Origin of the sequence: Ligilactobacillus sp. RTP31139st1_D10_RTP31139_211217 (genome assembly GCF_040226755.1) — a bacterium.
Lineage (GTDB): Bacteria > Bacillota > Bacilli > Lactobacillales > Lactobacillaceae > Ligilactobacillus > Ligilactobacillus animalis.
This window is the reverse complement of the sequence record NZ_JBCOAR010000001.1, coordinates 164,598-189,077: the sequence shown is the minus strand read 5'-3', so window position 1 is coordinate 189,077 and position 24,480 is coordinate 164,598. Positions and strand designations below refer to the sequence as shown.

Annotated in this window: 23 protein-coding genes and 2 tRNA genes; 23 read left to right on the top strand and 2 right to left on the bottom strand. The window is 40.1% G+C overall.

What is annotated here, in order from left to right:
• Positions 1-178 precede the first annotated feature (178 nt).
• The 13 genes from rimP (at position 179) to ABT996_RS00860 (ending at position 12,194) form a co-directional block, all read left to right on the top strand.
• Positions 179-649: a ribosome maturation factor RimP gene (gene rimP, locus ABT996_RS00920; protein ID WP_004047998.1), complete on the top strand. Its 471-nt coding sequence runs from the start codon at positions 179-181 to the stop codon at positions 647-649.
• Positions 650-678: 29 nt separating this feature from the next.
• On the top strand, positions 679-1,836 hold the full coding sequence (nusA, locus tag ABT996_RS00915) for a transcription termination factor NusA (RefSeq protein WP_035448165.1): 1,158 nt from the start codon (positions 679-681) through the stop codon (positions 1,834-1,836).
• An 11-nt stretch (positions 1,837-1,847) separates the two neighbouring features.
• Positions 1,848-2,147 (top strand): RNase P modulator RnpM, encoded by a 300-nt coding sequence (gene rnpM, locus ABT996_RS00910; RefSeq protein WP_010689155.1) that lies wholly within the window; start codon positions 1,848-1,850, stop codon positions 2,145-2,147.
• Positions 2,137-2,451 (top strand): L7Ae/L30e/S12e/Gadd45 family ribosomal protein, encoded by a 315-nt coding sequence (locus ABT996_RS00905; RefSeq protein WP_035448167.1) that lies wholly within the window; start codon positions 2,137-2,139, stop codon positions 2,449-2,451. The genes rnpM and ABT996_RS00905 overlap by 11 nt, the downstream gene beginning before the upstream one ends.
• Before the next feature lie 72 nt (positions 2,452-2,523).
• On the top strand, positions 2,524-4,845 hold the full coding sequence (infB, locus tag ABT996_RS00900) for a translation initiation factor IF-2 (RefSeq protein ID WP_035448169.1): 2,322 nt from the start codon (positions 2,524-2,526) through the stop codon (positions 4,843-4,845).
• Positions 4,846-4,869: 24 nt separating this feature from the next.
• Positions 4,870-5,235 carry a 30S ribosome-binding factor RbfA gene (gene rbfA / locus ABT996_RS00895; RefSeq protein ID WP_004047989.1) on the top strand — a complete coding sequence of 122 codons (366 nt, stop codon included), beginning with the start codon at positions 4,870-4,872 and terminating at the stop codon, positions 5,233-5,235.
• Between the two features lie 86 nt (positions 5,236-5,321).
• Positions 5,322-6,227, top strand: coding sequence for a tRNA pseudouridine(55) synthase TruB (truB, locus tag ABT996_RS00890; RefSeq protein ID WP_035448171.1), 906 nt, complete (start codon positions 5,322-5,324; stop codon positions 6,225-6,227).
• Between the two features lie 14 nt (positions 6,228-6,241).
• The gene (gene ribF, locus ABT996_RS00885; protein WP_035448173.1) at positions 6,242-7,189 is read left to right on the top strand and encodes a riboflavin biosynthesis protein RibF; all 948 of its coding nucleotides are present in this window, start codon (positions 6,242-6,244) and stop codon (positions 7,187-7,189) included.
• 88 nt (positions 7,190-7,277) lie between these two features.
• Positions 7,278-8,306, top strand: coding sequence for a heat-inducible transcriptional repressor HrcA (gene hrcA / locus ABT996_RS00880; RefSeq protein WP_035448174.1), 1,029 nt, complete (start codon positions 7,278-7,280; stop codon positions 8,304-8,306).
• 29 nt (positions 8,307-8,335) lie between these two features.
• Positions 8,336-8,911 (top strand): nucleotide exchange factor GrpE, encoded by a 576-nt coding sequence (grpE, locus tag ABT996_RS00875; protein WP_035448176.1) that lies wholly within the window; start codon positions 8,336-8,338, stop codon positions 8,909-8,911.
• Positions 8,912-8,934: 23 nt separating this feature from the next.
• Positions 8,935-10,779 carry a molecular chaperone DnaK gene (gene dnaK / locus ABT996_RS00870; RefSeq protein WP_035448178.1) on the top strand — a complete coding sequence of 615 codons (1,845 nt, stop codon included), beginning with the start codon at positions 8,935-8,937 and terminating at the stop codon, positions 10,777-10,779.
• 128 nt (positions 10,780-10,907) lie between these two features.
• Positions 10,908-12,035: a molecular chaperone DnaJ gene (dnaJ, locus tag ABT996_RS00865; RefSeq protein ID WP_010689147.1), complete on the top strand. Its 1,128-nt coding sequence runs from the start codon at positions 10,908-10,910 to the stop codon at positions 12,033-12,035.
• A gap of 85 nt (positions 12,036-12,120) precedes the next feature.
• Positions 12,121-12,194 (top strand) — tRNA-Arg (locus ABT996_RS00860).
• A gap of 267 nt (positions 12,195-12,461) precedes the next feature.
• On the opposite strand, the gene ABT996_RS00855 is transcribed toward ABT996_RS00860, so the two are convergent.
• Positions 12,462-13,040 (bottom strand): hypothetical protein, encoded by a 579-nt coding sequence (locus ABT996_RS00855; protein WP_225361398.1) that lies wholly within the window; start codon positions 13,038-13,040, stop codon positions 12,462-12,464.
• Positions 13,041-13,615: 575 nt separating this feature from the next.
• Here ABT996_RS00855 and deoC point away from each other — a divergent pair.
• From deoC to ABT996_RS00820, 7 genes are all read left to right on the top strand, one after another.
• Positions 13,616-14,263, top strand: coding sequence for a deoxyribose-phosphate aldolase (deoC, locus tag ABT996_RS00850; protein ID WP_035448179.1), 648 nt, complete (start codon positions 13,616-13,618; stop codon positions 14,261-14,263).
• A 12-nt stretch (positions 14,264-14,275) separates the two neighbouring features.
• The gene (locus tag ABT996_RS00845; RefSeq protein WP_035448181.1) at positions 14,276-15,469 is read left to right on the top strand and encodes a phosphopentomutase; all 1,194 of its coding nucleotides are present in this window, start codon (positions 14,276-14,278) and stop codon (positions 15,467-15,469) included.
• A 1-nt stretch (position 15,470) separates the two neighbouring features.
• Positions 15,471-16,187, top strand: coding sequence for a purine-nucleoside phosphorylase (deoD, locus tag ABT996_RS00840; protein ID WP_035448183.1), 717 nt, complete (start codon positions 15,471-15,473; stop codon positions 16,185-16,187).
• 16 nt (positions 16,188-16,203) lie between these two features.
• Complete coding sequence (locus tag ABT996_RS00835; protein WP_010689142.1) at positions 16,204-17,502, top strand: pyrimidine-nucleoside phosphorylase; 1,299 nt, start codon at positions 16,204-16,206, stop codon at positions 17,500-17,502.
• A gap of 115 nt (positions 17,503-17,617) precedes the next feature.
• Complete coding sequence (locus ABT996_RS00830) at positions 17,618-18,067, top strand: hypothetical protein (protein WP_035448185.1); 450 nt, start codon at positions 17,618-17,620, stop codon at positions 18,065-18,067.
• 154 nt (positions 18,068-18,221) lie between these two features.
• Positions 18,222-18,557 carry a hypothetical protein gene (locus ABT996_RS00825; protein ID WP_035448187.1) on the top strand — a complete coding sequence of 112 codons (336 nt, stop codon included), beginning with the start codon at positions 18,222-18,224 and terminating at the stop codon, positions 18,555-18,557.
• Positions 18,558-18,654: 97 nt separating this feature from the next.
• Positions 18,655-18,742, top strand: a tRNA-Ser gene (locus tag ABT996_RS00820).
• 231 nt (positions 18,743-18,973) lie between these two features.
• Here the strand turns inward: ABT996_RS00820 and ABT996_RS00815 are convergent.
• Complete coding sequence (locus tag ABT996_RS00815) at positions 18,974-19,654, bottom strand: hypothetical protein (protein ID WP_035448189.1); 681 nt, start codon at positions 19,652-19,654, stop codon at positions 18,974-18,976.
• 619 nt (positions 19,655-20,273) lie between these two features.
• Here ABT996_RS00815 and tpx point away from each other — a divergent pair.
• The 3 genes from tpx (at position 20,274) to aspS (ending at position 24,316) form a co-directional block, all read left to right on the top strand.
• A complete protein-coding gene (gene tpx, locus ABT996_RS00810; protein WP_010689138.1) occupies positions 20,274-20,774 on the top strand; it encodes a thiol peroxidase in 501 nt (166 codons plus the stop codon).
• A gap of 482 nt (positions 20,775-21,256) precedes the next feature.
• A complete protein-coding gene (hisS, locus tag ABT996_RS00805) occupies positions 21,257-22,534 on the top strand; it encodes a histidine--tRNA ligase (protein WP_035448192.1) in 1,278 nt (425 codons plus the stop codon).
• Positions 22,535-22,549: 15 nt separating this feature from the next.
• Positions 22,550-24,316 carry an aspartate--tRNA ligase gene (gene aspS, locus ABT996_RS00800; protein ID WP_035448194.1) on the top strand — a complete coding sequence of 589 codons (1,767 nt, stop codon included), beginning with the start codon at positions 22,550-22,552 and terminating at the stop codon, positions 24,314-24,316.
• Positions 24,317-24,480: the final 164 nt, after the last annotated feature.

Here is a 24,480-nt window from a genome sequence, read left to right as displayed (position 1 = left end):
TAGTTTTAGCAAAGTAAATATGGAAAAATAATGTAATCTTGAAATTCCAAGGTTTAAATGTTATAATTACTTTTGTATTTTGATAACTCGTGAGAGTGAGCAGAGATGCTCACTCTTTTTATTGGAATAAAAAATGCGTTACAATAGAGTTGCAAGTTATTTTAGAGGGGGCTAATGCGTGAGTGTTGTAGAAACAGTAACGAAGCTAGTTACACCGATCTTGGATGATCATCACTTTGAATTAGTTGATATCGAATTTGTCAAAGAAGGAAAAAGTTGGTATTTGCGTGTCTTTATCGATAAAGAAGGGGGCATCAACATCGAAGAATGTGCCCTTGTTAGCGACCAACTTAGTGAAAAGTTGGATAATTGTGATCCAGATCCAATTCCACAAGCTTATTATTTGGAAGTTTCTTCGCCAGGGGCAGAACGACCATTGAAAAAAGAAAAAGATTATGAGCGTGCTTTGAACTCATATATCAATGTTTCACTTTACCAACAGCTCGATGGTAAGAAAGTATATGAAGGAACAATGACAGCATTATCCAAAGATGAGTTGACACTTGAATATATGGATAAGACCCGTAAAAAAACAATCACGATCCCACGCAAGCAAATTGCTAAGGCGCGGCTCGCAATTAAATTTTAAAAGATTATTTTTACAAGGAGAATCAAACCATGAGTAAGGAATTACTTAACGCATTAGATGCGCTTGAAACAGAAAAAGGAATCAAAAAAGAAGTTGTGATCGATGCGTTGGAACAGGCTTTAGTTTCAGCTTACAAGCGAAATTACGATAAAGCCCAAAACGTAGAAGTTGAATTTGACAAGCGTAAAGGTGACATCAAAGTCTATTCCGTCAAAGAAGTTGTCAACAATGTCTTTGACTCACGCTTGGAAGTTAGCTTAGAAGATGTATTAGAGATCAACAAGGCTTATGAAGTTGGTGATACGATCCGCTTTGAAGTGACACCACGTGATTTTGGACGGATCGCAGCTCAAACAGCTAAGCAAGTGATCATGCAACGTGTGCGTGAAGAAGAACGCCAAATGATCTATGATCAATACAGCAAGTATGAAAATGAGATCGTTTCTGGTGAAGTTGAACGCCATGATAGCCGTTATATCTATGTCAATTTAGGCAATGTTGAAGCTGTTTTATCTAAAAAAGATCAAGTGCCAGGTGAAGTTTACAAATCACATGATCGGATCAAAGTCTACATCTACAAAGTTGTGGATCCATCAGCTAACAACAATGAACCAGAAGTTGAAAATAAAGATGGGAAGAAACGGCGCAAGAATCGTGGACCACAAGTTTACGTTAGTCGTTCTCACCCAGATCTATTGAAACGTCTATTTGAAAACGAAGTACCTGAAATTTTTGACGGTACAGTTGAGATCAAATCGATCGCACGTGAAGCCGGTGATCGTGCTAAAGTGGCTGTTTACTCAGCAGAAGAAGGCGTTGATCCGATCGGAACATGTGTGGGCCCACGCGGTGAACGTGTTCAAGCGATCGTCAATGAATTGAATGGTGAAAAGATGGATATCATTGAATGGAGTGAAGATCCAGCTAAGTATATCTCAAACGCTTTGAACCCAGCTAATATCGTTGAAGTTCGCTTTGATCCTGAAAATGAACGTGTCTGCACGGTGATCGTGCCAGATGATCAACTTTCACTTGCGATCGGTAAACGGGGGCAAAATGCTCGTTTAGCAGCGCATTTGACTGGATACAAGATCGATATCAAATCCGAATCCGATATGGCTGCTTTAGAAGCAAATGCTGAGCTAGCTGATAAAGCAGAAGTTTCAGTTGAAACAACTGAAGAATAGGGGGCACAAACATGGCACAACGCAAGATCCCAATGCGCAAAGATATCGTTACTGGTGAAATGAAACCTAAAAAAGAACTTGTACGCGTCGTGAAAAACAAAGAAAATGAAGTAAGTCTCGATCCAACTGGTAAAAAAGCTGGCCGGGGTGCATATATTCATTTAGATGTAGCTACCGCAAAGAAAGCTCGGGAACAAAAGACTTTTGATAAAGTTTTTGGTGTTAAGATCGAACCTGCTTTTTATGATGAGCTAGTAGCATATGTCGATCACCAAGTTGCACGAGCAGAGTTATTTGGCAATGGAAAATAAGATACAACAACAAAAAGCTCTAAACTTATTGGGATTAGCTCGGAAAGCTGGCAAGTTGACTACAGGCCAAGACCTGGTCTTAGCAGCGATTCGTTCCGGAAAAGCTAAAGTCGTGCTGATGGCAAACGATTGCGGGCAAAGCACCCAAAAGAAATTCACTGATAAGTGCAAGAGTTATGATGTAGCATTAACAACAGAATTTACAAAACAGGAATTAAGTGCTGCGATCGGCGCCAAGCGTTCATTGATCGCAGTTACCGATCCTGGTTTTGGGAAGAAGATACGCCAGCTTCTTTTTTCTTGATCGAAGGGTACAAAGCTTATTCGGTCAGGGATCGAGTAGGTGTGTATTCTTGAAAATAAGGAGAGTGAAGTCATGAGTAAAAAAAGGATTTATGAACTGGCTAAGGAATTAAACGTTAGCAACAAAGAAGTAATTGAAGTTGCAAAGAAAAATGGTTTTAAAGTTGGTAACCACATGTCATCTTTAGACCAAGCTGCTGAAGCTAAAGTAAAAGCTTCATTTGTTAAACCAGTTAAATCTAGTTCACAACAGCAGGCGACTCCTAAAAAAGAAAACAGCGAGAAAAAACAAAATGTTGCTGTAAACAAAAACTCCCAAAATGCGCGGAATAATAACCATTCTAAGCATCAAAACCAAGCATCCGCACAAAGAAATAATGAAAGGCATTCAGGGAAGCGTATGGAAAAAAACAACAACAATAATAACAACGCGAATAATACAAAACATCGCGGTAATAATTCCCAAGGCAATAGCCAAAACAACAACAGTCAAAAGAAAAACAAGTTTTCAAACAATCGCTTTGGCGGGAATAATAACAATCATAAGTTCAATAAAAAGAACAAGAAAAACAAAAATAAGAAGTTCAATCAAAAGAACAATAAACCAGCAGTTCCTCCACGTAAAAACAAGCCATTACCAGAAGTTTTGGTCTATACGGTCGGCATGAACGTAGCAGATATTGCTAAAAAGATCCACCGTGAACCAGCTGAGATCATCAAGAAATTATTTATGATGGGTGTTATGGTCAACCAAAACCAATCCCTTGATAAAGATACGATCGAGATCTTAGCAGCTGATTACGGTATCAAGGCAGAAGAAAAAGTTGAAGTTGACGTAGCTGACATCGATAAATTCTTTGAAGAAGAACAAAATAATCAAGATAATTTAACTTCACGCCCACCAGTTGTAACGATCATGGGTCACGTTGACCACGGTAAGACAACGTTATTGGATAAATTACGGCATACCAATGTTACAGCAGGCGAAGCTGGTGGTATCACCCAACATATCGGTGCTTACCAAGTGCGTCACTCAGGCAAGACGATCACATTCTTGGATACCCCAGGACACGCGGCCTTTACCAACATGCGGGCTCGTGGGGCAGACATCACTGATATCACTGTCTTAGTTGTTGCAGCTGATGACGGTGTAATGCCACAAACGATCGAAGCTATCAACCACGCTAAGGCTGCTAATGTGCCGATCATCGTTGCGGTCAATAAGATCGATAAGCCAGGTGCTAATCCAAACCATGTCATGGAACAATTATCCGAGTATGAATTGATCCCTGAAAGTTGGGGTGGCGATACGATCTTCGTTGAGATCTCAGCTAAATTCAATAAGAACTTAGAAGAATTACTCGATATGATCTTACTTGAAGCTGAAATGCTCGAATTAAAAGCCAATGCTAAACAACACGGTGCAGGTTCTGTTATTGAAGCTCGTTTAGATAAAGGTAAGGGTTCTGTGGCCTCATTACTTGTACAACATGGTACCTTACATGTTGGTGATCCAATCGTTGTGGGTAATACCTTTGGTCGTGTGCGGACGATGACTGATGCTCGTGGTCGTTCGATCAAGAAAGCAACTCCAGCGACTCCAGTTGAGATCACTGGTTTAAACGATGTTCCTGATTCTGGTGATCGTTTCATCACATTTGATGACGAAAAAACAGCACGGGCAGCTGGTGAAGAACGTGCTAAACGTGCCTTGATCAAGGAACGTAACCAAACGACACATGTGACCTTAGATAACTTGTTTGATACCTTAAAAGAAGGCGATCTAAAGGAAGTTGATCTGATCATCAAAGCCGACGTGCAAGGTTCAGCTGAAGCTTTAGCACAAAGCTTTAAGAAGATCGATGTTGAAGGTGTTCGCGTAAACATCATCCACCAAGCAGTTGGTGCGATCAACGAATCTGACGTTACTTTGGCCGAAGCTTCAAATGCTATCATCATCGGTTTCAACGTACGTCCAACGCCACAAGCTAAGATCCAAGCTGAAAGTGATAAGGTCGATATTCGTTTACACAACGTTATCTATAAGGCGATCGATGAAGTTGAAACTGCGATGAAGGGTATGTTAGAACCAGTCTTTGAAGAAAAAGTCATCGGTGAAGTTGAAATTCGTGAAACTTATAAAGTATCTAAGTTAGGTACGATCGGTGGGGGCTATGTCACAGATGGCTATATCCAACGTGATAGTGGTGTCCGTGTTATCCGCGATGGTATCGTGATCTATGAAGGTCAACTTGCTTCACTTAAACGTTTCAAAGATGACGTTAAGCAAGTAAAACAAGGCTACGAATGTGGTCTGATGATCGAAAAATACAATGATATCAAAGTAGGCGATCGTATCGAAGCTTACGTGATGGAAGAAGTTCCACAAGACTAATATTTGATTTGAGGAGGAATTTGAATGGCACAACATTATCGTGTGGGTCGGTTATCACAAGAGATCCAAAGGGAAGTCAATGATATTTTGACTAAGCGTGTGCGTGATCCTCGAGTACAAGGCGTGACGATCACGGGCGTAGAAGTGACAGGTGACTTGCAACATGCAACGATCTACTACAGTACATTATCTAATTTGGCTTCTGACGCTGAAAAAACACAGATCGGTTTAGATAAAGCAACAGGTTTGATCAGACGTGAATTGGGTCAACGCTTGCGTATTTATGTAACGCCTGAAATTAAATTTGAACGGGATGAATCAGTGCGTTACGGTGATCATATCGATGAGCTTTTAAGTAAGCTACACCAGCAAGAAAGTAATCCTTATTGATCGATCATGATTTAAAAATTATGTGTAGATAAAAAGAAGCTGGAAAAATTTTTCTAGCTTCTTTTTTTAGAAAAGAGAGGTAAAAGATGGACGGGATCCTTCCTTTGAATAAAGATCGTGGTATGACGAGCCACGATGCAGTTTTTAAATGCCGGAAAATTTTTAAAACGCGTAAAGTTGGTCATAGTGGTACGCTTGATCCTAATGTCGATGGTGTCTTACCGATCTGTATCGGTAGAGCGACCAAGGCAGTTAATTACTTGATGGCGTCAGGAAAAGTTTATAAAGGTGAGATCATCTTAGGTTTTTCAACGGAAACTGAAGATCTTGATGGTGAAATTGTTGCTAAAAAAGCTATCGAACGACCATTTAGTCAGGAGCAGATCGACCAAGCAATGGCACAGTTGACGGGGGAGATAGTTCAGATCCCACCGATGTATTCTGCAGTCAAGGTCAACGGTAAACGACTTTACGAATACGCACGTGCTGGGCAAAGTGTTGAACGCCCTAAAAGAAAGATCACAGTCGCTTATTTTAAGCAGACTAAGCCAAGCACCTATGATGCAACTAAACAACAACAAACGCTTTATTTTGAAGTTGGCTGCGGTAAAGGAACTTATGTAAGGACGCTAGCGTTAGATCTAGGTGAAATCTTAGGTGTGCCAGCTGTAATGTCAGATCTGACACGTTTGCAAAGTGGGGGCTTTGAGCTAGAGCAGAGTGTGACCCTCGAACAGCTGGCTAATGCCACGCCAGAAGAATTGGAAAACTACCTTTATCCACTTGAATATGCTTTTCGAAGCTATCCTAAGGTCATTTTGACTGAACAACAGTGGCAAAAGGTCCAAAATGGGGGCTTTTTACCAGCAAATATTTTTAAAGATAGGACAACGAAGATCTTGTTGATGTATGGCGATAAAGCACGGGCGCTTTATTATTATGATGATAAAAAAGGTGTTTTTCGTTCAGAACAAATGCTTGATCTAACTTAAAGAGGGTAACAGAGATGAAAGTTATTGAATTAGCTGAACCGTATGCTAAAAGTGAGATCTATCCGGGAAAGATCGTCTTAGCACTAGGCTTTTTTGATGGGGTCCATCGCGGACATCAAGCTGTGATCAAAGCAGCTAAACAGCAAGCTCAAAAAATGGGTGCTAAGCTAGCAGTGATGACTTTTGATCGGCATCCCAGCGCTATTTTCCAGCAACGTGATCCACAAACGATCCAATATTTGACGACGATCACCGAAAAATTAGCGCTATTTGAAAAATTTGGCGCAGATATTGCTTATGTGGTCAAATTTGACGAAAAACTTGCTTATTTAAAACCTCAAGAATTTATCGATAAATATGTCGTGGGGTTAAATGCGGTAGGGATCACAGCCGGCAGTGATTACACTTATGGTCCCCATACGGTCGCTAATATGAAAAATCTACCTAAATATGCTAAAAATAGATTCGAGATCCAGACTGTCGAGTTACTAAAAGAAGATGAAAAAGTTGGTTCGACTGGGATTAGGGAAGCTTTGGCGAGTGGCAAAGTCGGACTTGCAGCCCACTATTTAGGCTATGATTACCAAACGACTGGGACGGTGGTGCATGGTTTTGAACGCGGGCGCCAGATAGGTTTTCCAACTTTGAACATCGAAACGAGTCTTGCTAAACAATTGCCAGCAGTGGGAGTCTATGCTGTTGAAGTAGAATTGGATGGCAAACGATATCAAGGGATGGCTTCGATCGGTCATAATGAAACTTTTGGTGCTGATCTAGCTAAGACATTAGAAGTAAATCTCTTTGATTTTTCGGCGATGGTCTATGGCAAAAAAGTAACGGTCTATTGGAAAAATTATCTGCGTCCGATGGTGAAATTTAATAGTATCGCTGAATTAGTCGTACAATTAGAGGATGATAAACGGCATTCTGAAGCATTACTCAATGTTCAAAATGAAAATTAGCACTCTGCTTGACAGATTGCTAAGAGTTGTGTATATTAATAATTGACTTAGCACTCCATAGTGTTAAGTGCTAAAAGAGGTGATCGTAGTGTTGAGTGAGCGACAGTTATTGATCCTTGAAGCCGTGATCCGCAACTATACAGAAGCGGGTCAGCCGATCGGATCGAAGACTTTACAACAACAATTACCGGTCCATGTGAGTTCAGCGACCATTCGCAATGAGATGGCGGTTCTCGAACAGCAAGGATATATTGCAAAGGAGCATTCAAGTTCGGGGCGGATCCCTTCACTTAAGGGGTATCGATATTATGTCGATAATTTGATGAAACCTAGCGAGCTTGATCGTGATGCTTTGCATGATATTCGCAACTCTTTTGGAAATGAATTTCAGAAGATCGATGAGATCCTAGCTACTTCAGCTAAGATCTTATCCGATTTGACAAGTTATACTGCCATTTCGCTCAAACCTGAAGCTAAAGATCTACGCTTAGAAGGTTTTAGACTTGTAGAGCTTGGCAATCAACAGGTAATGGTGATTTTGGTAACAAGTGACGGTACCGTTGAGAGTCAGACTTTTACGATGCCAAGTGGGATAAGTGGCAGTGAACTCGAAGCTGTTATCCGTCTGATCAATGATAAAGTCGTTGGTCTACCACTGAGACAGGTGATCGTCAGGCTTAATGAATGTTTGCCCCTTTTGAACCGTTACTTACATCAACCGGCTGGTTTCATTGATGTTTTTGGTAATATCTTGAACCGTGTAGCTAAGGAACAGGTTTATGTAGGGGGGAAGATGAATCTTTTGGATTTTTCCAAAGATGCCTCACTTGAACAGATAAAGTCGCTATATTCTCTAGTTGATCATACTCAAGGGATCGGCAGTTTGGTGGACTCATCTAAAGATGGGATCTCCGTCAAGTTAGGTGATGAACTACCAAGCACTTTGCTACAAAATTATAGCTTGATCTCTGCTACTTTTGATGACGGCAACCATGGACAGGGGACGATCGCGATCCTAGGTCCAACAAATATGCCATATTCAAAGATGATTGGTCTGATCACGGTTTTCCGTGATGAACTAACTAAGAGGATAAACGATTATTATCAAAAGTTTTAAATTAATTTTATAAGAAAAGGGGTGTTGATGTGGCAGAAGAAGAGATCAAAAATGCTGCAGCAGAGCAAACAGCACCGGATGAAACTGAAGTAAAGAATGATTCAGTGGATGATCCAAAGAAAGAAGAAGCTGTCGATGAAGTCACAGCTTTGACTGATCAGTTAGCTGAACTGCAAAAAAAATATGATGAATTAGAAGATCGCTACTACCGTTCAGAAGCGGAAATGGCGAATATGACTAAGCGTTTAAAAAAAGAACAAGAACAACTTCTTCGTTATGAAGGACAAGATCTAGCACGTGATATTTTACCAGTTGTTGATAACTTGACACGTGCCTTGCAAACAGAAGTTGAAGATGTTGGTTCTAAACAGCTCAAGCAAGGGATCGAGATCGTTGCAAGAGATCTCGATAAGGCCTTGCAAAGTAATGACGTGACGAGGATCGCTTCGTTAGGTGAAGAATTTGATCCGACGAAACATCAAGCGGTCAAGTCAGTACCGGTCGAAGAAGGGCAAACGCCTGAAACGATCGTCCAAGTCTTACAAGAGGGCTATATGTTAAAAGATCGCGTCTTACGTCCAGCAATGGTCGTTGTCGCACAATAATTTTGTAAAAGGGTGAATTTTTAATGTCAAAAATCATTGGTATTGACCTTGGGACAACTAACTCAGCAGTTGCTGTTCTTGAAGGTAAAGAAGCAAAAATTATTACAAATCCAGAAGGTAACCGGACAACTCCATCTGTTGTTTCATTTAAAAACGGTGAAACTCAAGTCGGTGAAGTGGCTAAACGTCAAGCAATCACTAACCCAAATACGATCAGCTCGATCAAACGTCACATGGGTGAAGCAGGTTATACAGTAGATATTGAAGGTAAAGAATACACACCACAAGAAATTTCAGCAATGATCTTGCAATACATCAAAGAATATGCTGAAAGCTACTTAGGTGAAGAAGTTACTCAAGCTGTTATCACAGTTCCAGCTTACTTCAATGACTCACAACGTCAAGCTACTAAAGATGCTGGTAAGATCGCTGGTTTGAAAGTTGAACGTATCGTCAACGAACCAACCGCAGCTGCTTTAGCTTACGGTTTGGACAAGCAAGACAAAGATGAAAAAGTTTTAGTCTTTGACCTTGGTGGTGGTACATTTGACGTTTCCATCCTTGAACTTGGCGATGGTGTCTTCCAAGTACTTTCCACAAACGGTGATACAAACCTTGGTGGGGATGACTTTGATAACAAGATCATCGATTGGTTAGTTGCAGAATTCAAGAAAGAACATGGTATCGATCTTTCAACTGATAAGATGGCAATGCAACGTCTCAAAGATGCTGCTGAAAAAGCTAAGAAAGACCTTTCTGGTGTAACTTCTGCACAGATCTCCTTGCCATTTATCACAGCAGGTGAAGCAGGTCCATTGCACTTAGAAACAACTTTAACACGTGCTAAGTTCAATGAATTGACACATGACTTGATCGAAAGAACTAAGATCCCTGTACGTAATGCTTTACAAGATGCTGGTTTAACAAATGCTGACATCGATGAAGTTATCTTAGTTGGTGGTTCAACACGTATCCCTGCAGTTAAAGAAGCTGTTAAAGCTGAAACTGGCCATACACCAAACGAATCTGTCAACCCTGATGAAGCTGTTGCTTTAGGGGCAGCTATCCAAGGTGGGGTCATCACAGGTGATGTTAAAGACGTTGTTTTACTTGATGTTACACCATTATCACTTGGTATCGAAACAATGGGTGGCGTCTTTACAAAATTGATCGATCGCAATACAACGATCCCAACATCTAAGTCACAAGTCTTCTCAACTGCCGCTGATAACCAACCAGCCGTTGATATTCACGTTTTACAAGGTGAACGTCCAATGGCAGCTGACAACAAGACTTTAGGTCGTTTCCAATTGACGGATATTCCAGCAGCTCCACGTGGTGTTCCTCAAATCCAAGTTACATTTGATATCGACAAGAACGGTATCGTAAATGTGTCTGCTAAGGATCTCGGCACTAACAAAGAACAAAAGATCACGATCAAGAGTTCATCTGGTCTATCCGATGAAGAGATCGATCGTATGGTCAAGGAAGCTAAGGAAAACGAAGAAGCTGACAAGAAGCGTAAAGAAGAAGTTGATCTACGTAACGAAGTAGATCAATTGCTCTTCCAAACAGATAAGACGTTAGAAGAGATCAAGGGCAAAGTGTCTGATGACGAAGTGAAGAAAGCTGAAGATGCACGTGATGCATTGAAGAAAGCTCAAGAAGAAAACAACGTTGAAGACATGAAAGCTAAGAAAGATGATTTGACAAAGATCATCCAAGACATGTCAGTCAAACTTTACCAACAAGCACAACAAGCTCAAGGCCAAGCTCAAGCTGATGGTGCATCTGCTAGCGACAACAACGCAGCTGATGATAACACAGTAGATGGCGACTTTAAAGAAGTCGATCCTGACGATAAATAATCGTTACAATGGCTAAATGAAAAGTCAAAGGCCCTTTGTGGACTTTGGCTTTTTATTTTTAAGCAGTTATGTTAATCTAAATTTAAGTGTAATTGCACGGCAAATAACCAATTATTTGGAGGAGAAACATGGAAAAGAATCCTTATGATGTCTTAGGTATTTCCAAAGATGCATCTGCTGATGAGATCAAGCGCGCTTATCGTAAACTATCGAAGAAGTATCACCCTGACTTGAACCATGAAGCTGGGGCAGAAGAAAAGTTCAAAGAGGTAAACGATGCTTATGAGATTTTAAGTGACCCACAGAAAAAGGCTCAATTTGATCAGTTTGGCTCGACTGGAGCTCAAGGCTTTGGCGGTGCTGGTCAAGGCTTTGGTGGCGGTTTTGAAGGTGGCTTCGGTGGATTTGACGATATTTTCAGTTCATTCTTTGGTGGTGGCGGTACTAGCCGTTCACGAACAGCACCACGTCAAGGCCGTGATCTGCAATATGAGATGAACTTGACCTTTGAAGAAGCAATTTTTGGCAAGACGACTGAAATTGAATATACTCGTGAAGAAGATTGTGACACATGTAACGGTACCGGTGCTAAACCAGGAACTTCACCTGTGACCTGTTCACACTGTGGTGGCCGTGGCTTTGTCCAAGTTGAGCGCCAAACGCCACTTGGTCGTATCATGACTCAACAAGAATGTGATGTCTGTGGTGGTACCGGAAAAGAGATCAAAGAAAAGTGTACTACATGTCATGGTTCCGGCCATATCCGCAAGAAACATGCAGTTGAAGTCAAAGTACCAGCAGGGGTCGAAGATGGCAATCAAATGCGCTTACAAGGCCAAGGTGAAGCTGGGGTAAATGGTGGACCATACGGCGATCTATTTATCGTCTTTAATGTTGCGCCAAGTGATACTTTCAAGCGTGATGGCTCTGAGATCTATTTAGAGCAACCGATCACCTTTGTGCAAGCTACTTTAGGGGCTGAGATCCCAGTTAAGACTGTCCACGGGGATGTTAAGTTGAAGATCCCAGCTGGAACGCAAACGGGAACAACATTCCGTTTACGTGGTAAAGGTGCACCGAGATTGCATGGCACAGGCAATGGTGATGAGCGTGTCACAGTGAAAGTTCAAACACCAAAGAGCTTAAATAAACAACAAAAGATCGCTTTGAAGGCTTTTGCAGAAGCTTCTGGTGATGAAGTTGCTGATGAAGGAAACTTCTTAGATCGCTTAGTCAAGGCACTAAAAAATGAATAAGATCACAAGATAAAGATTTATAAATTTTATCTGAAAATGATTGACTTTAGTTATAAAAAAACGGTATAATTAATTTCGTTGCGATGGTCTGGTAGCTCAGTTGGATAGAGCAACGGTCTTCTAAACCGTAGGTCGTGAGTTCGAATCTCACCCGGATCATATCAAATGAAGTTAATTACCGTATAAAAAAGGCAAAACGTTGTTATATCAGCGTTTTGCCTTTTTTGTTATTTGGGAGAAATCGTTAAAAACAGTAAGTTGTAGTAAGAAAAGGGTAATGGGAGGGTGATGATCACCCCGCAAGATCATCCAATTTTGAGGTGATCGTTATATCATTTTTCTTCATATTCGTCGATCAGATATGCATAAACATCGACCGTAGTTGTAACTCTAAGCAGACATTATATCTTTTTAGTTCTGTTTGAATTAATTGTTTGGGTCACCAGTGTCATTAGGATCGGCATTAGCATTAGCTTCTGCATCTGCTTGTTTTCCTTTTTCAGTTGGCGTTCCATCCTGATTAAGATAGCCATTTTGCTTAGCCCATTCAATTTGATCTTGCACCCAAGGATCAGGATTTCCATATACATCAGTGCCAGGAGCATGGTCTTGACCGGGCATAACTTGGTTGCCTTGAGGATCGTACCCATTTTCTTGATTTAACTGGCTTTGTGATTTAGCTTGCTGAGGAGTACTATTGGAAGCTTGAGAATAGTTCTGTTGAGAACTAGAATATGTTACTTGCTGCGAGGCAATTTGAGATTGTTGTGAAGCCCTTTTAGTTTCATTTTCGGCTTTAGACCTTGATTTGCTCTCGGCTTTCATCTTACTTTCGGAGGCTTTACGCTTACTTATAGCTTTCTCTTTAGAAGCCTCTTTTGCTAATCGTTCAGATTTAGCTTTGTGACTACTTGCACTTGATTTGTTGTTAGAATTATTAGTGCATCCAGCAAGTAGTAGGAGAGATAAGCTCGAAACTCCTAGCTTAATATAAATTTTTTTCAATATACCATCCCTTACTATATGTAATCAGCTTTTAATGTCATCAGTTTTTGGACTATATTGAAAATATTAGCTTCTTAGCAGGACATTTTACATAAAAAAATTACCTTCTGACAAATAGGGCAGAAGGTAAAACTGGTTCGCAAGAAGCCATCTTGCAATGAGACAGTGAAGCTTCGTGATATCTACGCATAAAGAATAAACGAAAAAATAGTAATTGTCAATGTGACAGCGGTGAGATGTAGTGCTACCTGCATTTTTTAACTTGATTTTGGCTATTCTAGTCAATCTAGTATCAAGCATTATCTATGACTGGTTAAAAGACCATCGATAGATAACAACGTCCTGATCTGTTGGTTGGTTTTTCCGCTTTTTAGAGCGTTTGGTTGAAATGATGTTTGTCCTAGCGATCTTACTCATTGGTGGTTTTATCTCATTAGTTAGTTCGTTTTTTTAAAAATAAAATATTCAGTAATTTTTCCTAAAAATTAAGCTGTTTATTTTACAAGGGTATTAGTTAAATGTTATATTGTAAGCGTATTCATAATATAAAATTTATATTTTTGGAGGAATTAGTTATGGATCTAGCAAAATATATCGATCACACGATCTTGGCACCAAATGCAACCGAAGAACAAGTAGAAAAGATAATTTCTGAAGCGTTAGAATATGGCTTTGCGTCAGTCTGTATCAATCCATATTGGGTCAAAAAAGTAGCTCAGGGTTTAGCTGATAGTGACGTTGAAGTCTGTACAGTGATCGGTTTTCCTTTGGGCGCTAATAAGACCAGTATCAAAGTCAGTGAAGCTAAAGAAGCGATCGCTGATGGAGCCGATGAGCTTGATATGGTGTTAAATATCGGCGAGCTAAAGGCTAAACATTACGATGCGGTCAAAGCAGACATCAAAGCAGTAGTTGATGCGTGTCATGCAGAAAATAAATTGGTCAAAGTGATCATTGAAACTTGCTTATTGACCGATGAAGAAAAGATCAAAGCTTGTGAATTGTCAAAAGAAGCTGGAGCTGACTACGTTAAAACATCCACTGGTTTTTCGACTGGTGGCGCAACAGTAGCTGATATTGAATTGATGCGAAAGACTGTTGGACTAGACATCGGTGTTAAAGCTTCTGGCGGTATCCATTCCAAAGAAGAAGCTTTAGCCTTGATCGAGGCTGGAGCTTCACGTTTAGGTGCAAGTGCAGGGATCAAGATCGTTAATAGTTAGGGTGTGAATGGAATGCGATTTAAACGTGTATTTACATTAGTGATCGACTCAGTAGGGATCGGTGCTGCTAAAGATGCGGCTAAATTTGATGATGAAGGCTCTGATACTCTAGGCCACATCACTTCTTATTGGAATGGTGAATTAAAATTACCTAATTTAACGGCTTTAGGTTTGGGCAATATTCGGGCTGATTCGCCATTAACAGGTGTTTTACCAGTTGAAACCCCACTAGCTTACTATGGTAAGATGCAAGAGATCTCGGCTGGAAAAGATAGTATGGACGGTCACTGGGAAATGATGGGCTTGCCAGTTACTGAACCACTGGGCTTTTTCCCTAACGGATTCCCCGAACCCTTGATCAAGGCGATCGAAGGATTTAGTGGACGTAAAGTGATCGTCAATCGTCCGATCTCGGGGACTGAAGTGATCGCTAAATACGGTGAGGAACAGTTAGAAACTGGGGCCTTGATCGTGTATACCTCAGGTGATTCGGTCTTACAGATCGCAGCTAATACAGCGATCATCCCACTCGATGAGTTATATCGGATCTGTAAATATGTTAGAGAAATAACGATCGATGAATATCACATCGGGCGTATTATTGCGCGTCCTTATGTTGGCAAAGATAAAAACGAATTTAAACGAACGTCTGACCGCCATGACTTTACGTTAGTCCCTCCAAAAGATACAGTCCTGGATATGTTGGGTCAAGCTGGCTTTGAAGTTATCGGAGTTGGGAAAACGAACGACATTTTTTCAGGTAAAGGGATCGATACGGGGATCCACACTGAAAGTAATGATGACGGGATGACTAAGACGATCGAAGTTGCTAAAACAGATTTTACAGGTCTGTGTTTTACGAACTTGGTCGATTTTGATGCGATGTATGGTCATCGCCGTGATCGTGAAGGCTATGGTAAAGCGTTGGCAGCATTTGATGAACGTTTGGGTGAGCTACTGGAGAATTTACAAGCTGACGATCTATTGCTGATCACAGCTGATCATGGTAACGATCCTGGATTTAAAGGGACCGATCATACCCGTGAGTATGTGCCTTTATTAGCTTACTCACCAAGTTTTTCTAAGGGTAGTTCGTTAGGGATCCGCGATACTTATGCTGATCTAGGTGCAACGATCTTAGATAATTTTGCGCTACCAAATAAAACGGACGGTAAGAGTTTTTTAGCCGATTTACGGAGGAATTAAGATGAGTGAACATATTGAAGCCAAGAAAGGTGATATTGCTAAGATCGTTTTGCTACCAGGTGATCCTTTACGGGCCAAACATATTGCCGAAACGTTTTTAGAAGATCCGATCTGTTACAATACAGTTCGTAATGCATTGGGTTATACAGGAACTTATAAAGGCGTAAAGATCTCGGTCCAAGGAACAGGGATGGGGATCCCCTCAACTTTGATATATGCCGAAGAGTTGATCAATTACTACGAGTGTGAGATCTTGATCCGTGTCGGCACATGCGGTGGAATGGCACCCGAAATAAAAGTTAGAGATGTCATCTTAGCGCAATCGGCAACGACTGATTCGGCCATCATTCAAAATACTTTTGGCAGTGGTCTTTATTATGCGCCTACAGCTGATTTTAGTTTGCTCGATCATGCATATGCTGCAGCTAAAAAAGAGCAGATCGCAGTTAAGGTCGGTAATATCATCTCAGAGGATCGTTTTTATAATGATGAGATCGATCGGGAAAAATTGATCCAATACAAGGTGCTAGGGGCTGAGATGGAAGCAGCAGGCCTATATCTGATCGCAGCAAAGTATAATGTAAGGGCTTTAGCTGTTTTGACGATCAGTAACCATATTATAAGTGGCGAGTCAACACCAGCGTCTGAGCGTGAACGATCATTCAACGATATGGTGAAAGTTGCGCTCGAAGCTACAGTTTCACAAATTAAAGCGTAGAAAGGTGGGAGCTACAATGCGAATGGTAGATATTATCGAACGCAAACGTAATGGAGCAGAATTGACAAAAGAAGAGCTACACACTTTTATCGAGGGTTATACTAAAGGCGAGATCCCAGATTATCAAGCTAGTGCTTTTTTGATGGCAACATATTTCAATGGGATGACAGCTAAGGAACAAGCAACCTTTGCTTTAGAGATGTTGCATTCAGGTGATGAGGTCGACTTGTCGCTGATCCCAGGTATCAAGGTCGATAAACACTCAACTGGTGGTGTGGGGGACAAGACCAGTATCCCTTTAGCTCCGATGATCGCTGCGTTAGATATTCCGATCCCGATGATCTCGGGTCGTGGTCTGGGACATACTGGAGGAACATTAGATAAATTGGAAGCGATACCAGGATTTAAGGTCGAACTCAGTGAAGCTGAATTTATCCAGCAAGTTAAAGATATCAACTTGGCGATCATCAGTGCTACCGGCAATATCGCGCCCGCAGATAAGAAATTATATGCTTTACGTGACGTTACTGCAACGGTCGATTCGATCCCATTGATCGCTGGTTCCATTATGAGTAAGAAGATCGCTTCTGGCACTGATGCGTTGGTCTTAGATGTTAAGACGGGCTCAGGTGCATTCATGAAGACCCAAGAGAAAGCTAAGGCCTTAGCACAAGCGATGGTCGAGATCGGTAAAAACGTGGGAATGCGTTGTATGGCAGTTATCTCTGATATGAATCAACCATTAGGCAATACGATCGGAAATACGCTTGAGATCGAAGAGTCGATCGAGATCTTAAAGGGTAATGGACCTAAAGACATCACTGATCTTGTCTTAACATTAGGAAGTCAGATGGTAGTTTTAGCTGGAAAAGCAGAAACTTTAGAGCAAGCACGCGAAATGCTGATCGAAGTTTTAGTCAACGGTAAAGCTCTTGAAAAATTTGGCGATATGATCGAAGCGCAAGGTGGCGATCGCAATATCATCGATGATTATAGTTTGATGCCACAGGCAAAATATCAGATCACGATCAAAGCTCCTAAGGCAGGCTATATTTCTAAAATGACTGCTGATGAATTAGGGGTGGCAAGTATGCTACTTGGCGGTGGTCGTCAAAGTAAAGAAGATACGATCAATTATGCGGTCGGTCTACGCTTGCACAAAAAAGTCGGTGATCGGGTTGAAAAAGATGAGGAGCTAGTGACCGTCTATAGTGATCAAAAAGACATTGAGCAAGTTGAAAAATTGATCTTAGATAATATCGAGATCGGTGAGAAGACTAATGCTGTTCCGTTGATCCATGAAATAATCAAATAGCAGATAAGATAGTATTGTTAGGGATGTAAGGCTTAACAATGCTATTTTTTGATTTGCATAATTTAGTGATCCATATTAAGATAATTATCACATTGAAAAATGGGAGGAAACAGAGTTGAAACTATATGAGTTGACGTTGAATAACGTTTTTTATGTAGATCAACAACGAAAAGATATTTATTTAGTTCATGTTAGGTATTCACAATATTTTAAGTTGTGGCAACCAGCTTTACCGTGTGTGAAAGCTAAAATCGATATCAAAGATCGTGTCGAACGGCCAGAAGTGAGATTTCATGAGGGAAAATTTACGCGTTTTAATGTAACGTATCATTTTCCCAATACAGGTCTATCAAAACCTGATTATAAGGTCAATCTCTTATTTCACTCGGAATTTATCAAGATCACGCGCCATCATATCGAGCATGTACATAAAAATTTATTGGAGCAGTTGCCAGATGATTTCACTAAAAGTGAGATGGTCTCGTTGGATGAACTTGAAGAAAACTTCAATAATGATGGTTATGTGGGCCAATATTTACAGGCAACATTGCAAGCAGTAAGTTAAAATGATCATTTTAAAGCATCAGCAATGATGCTTTTTTTGTATTTAAAACTTATAGATAATAGTAGTTTGCTAAGAAATTGTCCAAAGCTCTTGTGTATCTTACTAAAAAGAAGGAAAATGGGGACCATATCAATATAGTTTGGGGGAAAATAGTATGGTACCGGAGTATTTAGAGAAGTATATGGACAGATATATACGGATAATCTTAGCAGATGGGAAGTGGGGAAGTGGTCATGTTTTTGGGTTTGCGCTTCCAGAAGATACACCAGATGGTACTTGGGGAATCGTCTTGACTAAAAAGCGCGAGCGGAGGTGTGTCGTTACTTTTCCGACCAAAACGATCACTGAGACCCAGGTCAAAGAGATCGATATCATCAAGGTCAATTTGGAACAAAGAGTGATCAACAGAATTGGGGATGGTTATTGGTGGCTAAAAAATGGCTTCGAATATGTTTGGTGGGAGCTAAGGAATTTTATTTTTAGATACTGAGTTTAGAATTGAAAGAATAAAAATAGAATTTTAAGTATATATTTTTTTGAATATTGTTGCAATTTAAAAGTGAAGTTGCTATAATATTCTTTGTTATGGAGAGTTGGCAGAGTGGTAATGCACCGGACTCGAAATCCGGCGAACCGGCTAATACCGGCGCGCAGGTTCAAATCCTGTACTCTCCTTAAATATACCTGTTATGTCAAGGGGTTAGGGCTGTTATGCCCACCAAATGTCCCCCACAGAGGAAATATGAAAACCATCTGGTGATTATCAGATGGTTTTTTGTGTATATTTGTTCATAGGTTTTGTGGCTAGGGCTAAGATCATATCGCTACTAGTGAAGTGATGATTCGACTTGTGTTTTAGAGTCCATTTTAGTTTTAAAACCCGCCACAGAGGACGGGAACTATGTTTTATTTAAAATCGATAGTTAATGACTCAGGAGCGTCAGCAACTGTTTCAAAGGTGTCGGTGTTAGCAATGGAGTCTAGATTGAATGTAAGTTGATTTAGTTTAGAAACATCATCAGAATTAATAAGTGCTTGTGCATGCTCGTCTTTATGTGCATGTGCAGCAATTGCAGATCCTACACCTTCATCAATCAACCCACTACCCATACTTAACTGTTGACCATAATTCGGAACTAATGACTTTATACCGTTAAACTGGAGTTCAGAGTCAGATGAATTATCTAATGTATAAGTTACTTGAATAACGTATGATGGTAAGGTAACGTTGGCGGAATCAAAAGTGGTGGAAATAAGTTCTTTTTGCTGGTTTGTTTTAGGCTCGTATTTTAATAACTTAATATTTTTAATTTTAAAGTTCATGGGACCGTAGTTAATTTCAGCATTTGTTGGTGAAACGATTCGCTCTAAAGTTACTTTTCCACTAGTTGGATCATCATGCCATTGTCCCACTTTTAAAAGTTCTCCAGCAGTAACCTTTTTGTTATCTCGAGAAGAACTATTTTTCTTTACCTTAGCACTGGAAGACGAGGCTGATTTATTTGAATTATCAACTGTGTTACTGCAACCAGCCAATGTTAAGGCTGATAGAAGTAGCAGACTAATAGTTTTAATACTTTTATACATATTGTAAATCTCCTTTTTATTATTTCAGCTTTTTACGACATCAGTTCTTTGGTCAAATGTAACTCTATGATCTACTTAAAATATAAACTTCAAAAAATTACTTAACGAAAAATGATAGGGCTTACAAAAAATGGATGGATAAATAAAGTTGAACGAACTTAGACCAGCATTATTTTAATGTAATCCAGTCCATATAACGTTTAGCCTATTTTGGAATATTGTAATCACGTAATAATTGTTCTGGTTTTACATATTCAGCAGCTTTCAGGCTATAAGTTGAAAGCTCAACTGCAAAAATATTAATCTTATTTTTTAAATACCTTAATACATTTATTATATTATCATAATTAAACCAAGGAATACATTTTTAACAAGTATTCAGATGACATATATTACCATGAATGATACACATTACTAAAAGGGGCGGTATTTCAACTAATTACGAGATAAGTTTTAAAAGAAAATAAAAAATATCTGCAAATTGTAACTTGTCAATAAAAATTACCATGTCTACAGCAATAATAAATTTGCGCAGAATTACATAGATCAAGCAAAAAATTTGCTTTCTAGTACCAGTATGTTTAAATAGAAGTAATTTAAATGTTGGAGGTATTTTAAAATGGAAATTCTTTTTCATGGTGTTGCAACAAAAACAAATGGAACTCCCGTAAAAGTCGGTGAAAAATTGCCTGCGTTTACTGTAAAAGATGCAGCTGATACCGTTAAAACTGGAACGCAGCTTTTTACTAAGGTAAGTTTGATCAGTGTCGTACCTGATATCGACACCCGTGTTTGCAGCCTCTCGACAAAACGTTTCAATCAAGAAGTTGATAATTATAATAATATTAATTTTTATACGATCTCGACCAATACCTTAGAGCAACAAAAGAATTGGTGTGCCGCTGAAGGTGTGGCCAAACTTGAACTTTTATCCGATGCCACGGCTGAATTTGGTAAAGCTATGGGATTATATGTTGAAGAAAAAGGAATCGATGCACGCAGTATTTGGATCGTCGATACTGAAGGCAAAGTTCTCTATCAAGAATTATTGACAGAACAATCGGATGAACCAAATTATGCTAAAGCTTTAGAATTTTTGGATAGTTTGGATCAATGCTAAAATTTCTCGGATTATTACTTGTACTATGGTTACTTTTTAAAGTCACTGATGGTGCCCTTAGGGGATGTATAGCGATCTTTGCCTTTGTGATTTTAGGTGTGGTCTTATTAGCCTTCTTAGGCTTGTTACTAAAGCTTTGATGGCTTCTTTTGGTATTTTTCTTGTTAGGGGTCGTAGTGGCTAATAAAAACTAAAATAGGCTTGACTTTGAAGCTGGTTAATATTATGCTGAATAGTATAATATCAGACCGGTTTAAAGAGATGAGTAATTTGAGTTTGTCGTCCAGAGAGCGGAGGTTGCTGGAAATCCGTCGATCAGGCTCAAGTGAAAGACGACTCTTGAGGTGCATATGAGAGTATGCCGCAGATAGGTGCGTTATCCTAAAGTGATAAATTAAGGTGGTACCGTGCTGTTTGCGCCCTTGTTGAAACAATTCAACAAGGGCCTTTTTTGTTACCGGGACATTTTTAGGAGGAAATCCATGAAATACCAACGTCCGAAGGGCACAGCCGATATTTTGCCAGCTGAATCAGCAAAATGGCAATATGTTGAAGCTAAGGCTCGTGAACTATTTAAAAAATATCGTTACCATGAAATGCGGACTCCGATCTTTGAAAGTTTCGAAGTTTTTTCTCGCACATCGGGTGAAACATCTGACATCGTAACTAAAGAAATGTATGACTTTTATGATAAAGGTGAACGGCATATCACTTTACGGCCAGAAGGAACTGCCGGAGTGGTACGTAGCTTTGTTGAAAATAAATTATACGGTCCTGAGTTGCAAAAACCCGTCAAAACTTACTATATGGGACCGATGTTTCGTTACGAACGGCCACAATCTGGACGTTTACGTGAATTTCATCAGATCGGGGTCGAAGCTTTTGGCGTTGACAGCCCAGCTTTAGATGTTGAAGTGATCGCAATGGCTATCGATCTTTTGGAAAGTTTTGGGTTAGATAGCTTGAAGTTAGCATTGAATACTTTAGGTGATAATGAATCACGTCAAGCTTACCGTCAAGCTTTGATCGACTATTTAGAACCATTTGCCGATCAACTTTCAGATGATTCCAAAGAACGTCTGCACAAAAATCCGTTGCGGGTCTTAGATAGTAAAGATAAAAAAGATCAAGAGATCGTAGCTGATGCACCATCGATCTTGGATTATCTAACACCTGCAGCAACAGAACATTTTGAAACACTAAAGAAACTCTTAGATGATCTAGGGATCAAGTATGAAGTCGATCCTAATATGGTGCGTGGTTTAGATTACTACAACCATACGATCTTTGAGATCATGAGCGATTCGAAAGCCTTTGGTGGCAAGTGGACGACCGTGTGTGCCGGTGGTCGTTACAATGGCTTAGTTGAACAACTCGGTGGCCCTGAAACACCGGGGATCGGTTTTGGTTTAGGGGTTGAACGCTTGTTATTAGTTTTAGATGCAACTGGAAATGGCTTACAACTTGAAGATCCTCTTGATGTTTATGTTGTTGGGATCGGTCAAAGTGTCAATGCTGAAACGTTAAAATTAGTCCAAAGCTTGCGCCACCAAGGTTTTAGCGCCGATCGTGATTACCTTGATCGTAAACCTAAGGGGCAATTTAAAACAGCTAGTCGCTTGAATGCAAAATATACTTTGACTTTAGGTGAAACTGAATTAGCTGAACAAAAAGCTAACTTAAAGAATATGGAAACTGGCGAAGAGATCAGCGTTTCGTTAGCGGATATCTATGCTAACTTTGCTGGTTTATTAGCTTAAGAAAGAAGGATAGACATGGAACGTACAACATATGCAGGTTTAGTTGATGAAAAATATTTAGGACAAGAAGTAGTTTTAAAGGGTTGGGTCCAAAAGCGCCGCGACCTTGGGAACTTGATCTTCGTTGATCTTCGAGATCGTGAAGGGATCGTCCAACTTGTCTTTAGTCAAGAATTCGGAGCTGAAGCACTTGAGATCGCTGAAAATATCCGGAGTGAATATGTGATCGAAGTTGAAGGGAAGGTCGTTAAACGTGCTAACGCTAACCCTAACATGAAGACGGGTCAGATCGAAGTTGAAGTTTCTAAGATCACCGTTTTAAACGAAGCTAAGACAACACCATTTGATATTTCTGACGATATCAACGCTTCTGATGATCTGCGTTTACAATATCGTTATTTAGATCTTCGACGTCCAGAAATGTTGAAAGCTTTGAAGATCAGAAATCGGATCACACAAGCAGTTCACCGTTACTTGGATGAAAATAATTTCTTGGATATCGAAACACCATATCTAACACGTTCAACGCCAGAAGGAGCGCGTGACTATTTAGTTCCATCGCGTGTTTACCCAGGACACTTCTATGCTTTGCCACAATCACCACAATTGTTCAAGCAATTATTGATGGGCGCTGGCGTGGATCGTTACTATCAGATCGCACGTTGCTTCCGTGACGAAGATCTGCGGGGGGATCGACAACCAGAATTTACCCAGATCGATATGGAAATGTCATTTATGACAGCTGAAGAGATCCAAACGATGACAGAAGGCTTGTTGAAAGCCGTAATGAAAGCTGCTTTAGGTGTAGAATTAGAAACACCGATCAAGCGGATCACATGGAATGAAGCAATGGATCGCTTTGGTTCTGATAAGCCAGACATGCGTTTTGGTATGGAATTGACGAACATGGCTGATGCAGTCGCCGGGGCTGGTTTTAAAGTTTTTGACAGCACATTAGAAAACGGTGGACAAGTCAAAGCGATCACTGTTCCTGGTGGAGCCGATAAGTATTCACGTAAGCATATCGATGAAAAACAAGAGTACATCAAGCGCTTTGGGGCTAAGGGATTAGCGTGGCTCAAAGTTACAGATGAAGGCCTAACTGGTCCGATCGCTAAGTTCTTTAAAGAACGCGAAGACAAGATCTTAGCAGCTAGTGGTGCTAAAGCAGGTGACATGATCTTATTTGTGGCTGATAAGCCAAAAGTCGTGGCTGATGCACTTGGATATCTTCGGGTAGCTATTGCTAAAGAATTAGACATGATCGATAAGTCACAATTTGCCTTTGTTTGGGTCGTTGATTGGCCACTATTTGAATACAGTGAAGAATTCGAACGCTATATTGCTGCTCACCATCCATTTACAATGCCAAATGAAGAAGATCTTGAGTTATTAGCGACTGACCCACATAAATGCCATGCACAAAGCTATGACATCGTGTTGAATGGTTATGAATTAGGTGGCGGTTCGATCCGTATCCACCAACGTAGTGTGCAAGAAGCGATGTTTAAGGCTTTAGGCTTTACAGAAGAAAGTGCCAAAGAACAATTTGGTTGGTTCATGGACGCCTTAGACTTTGGTTTCCCTCCACACGGTGGTTTAGCACTTGGGTTAGACCGTTTTGCAATGTTATTAGCTGGTAAAGATAATATTCGTGAAGTGATCGCCTTTCCTAAGAACTCCAAGGCTTCTGAACCGTTGACACATGCTCCAAGTCCAGTGGCAGATAAGCAATTGGATGAACTTTATCTAACGACTGAAGTCCCAGAAGATAAGGCTTAATTTATTATTTGATAGCTTGTTTAAGTATTTACTTAGGCAAGCTATTTTTTACATAAAGTGGTTTGTTCAGAAGCCAAAGTGCGGTATTATTATTTAGAGAATGGTTTACAAGCAAAAACAGCGGTGTATTATTTCAAGGTAAAGTTATTTAAAAATTTTAAGAA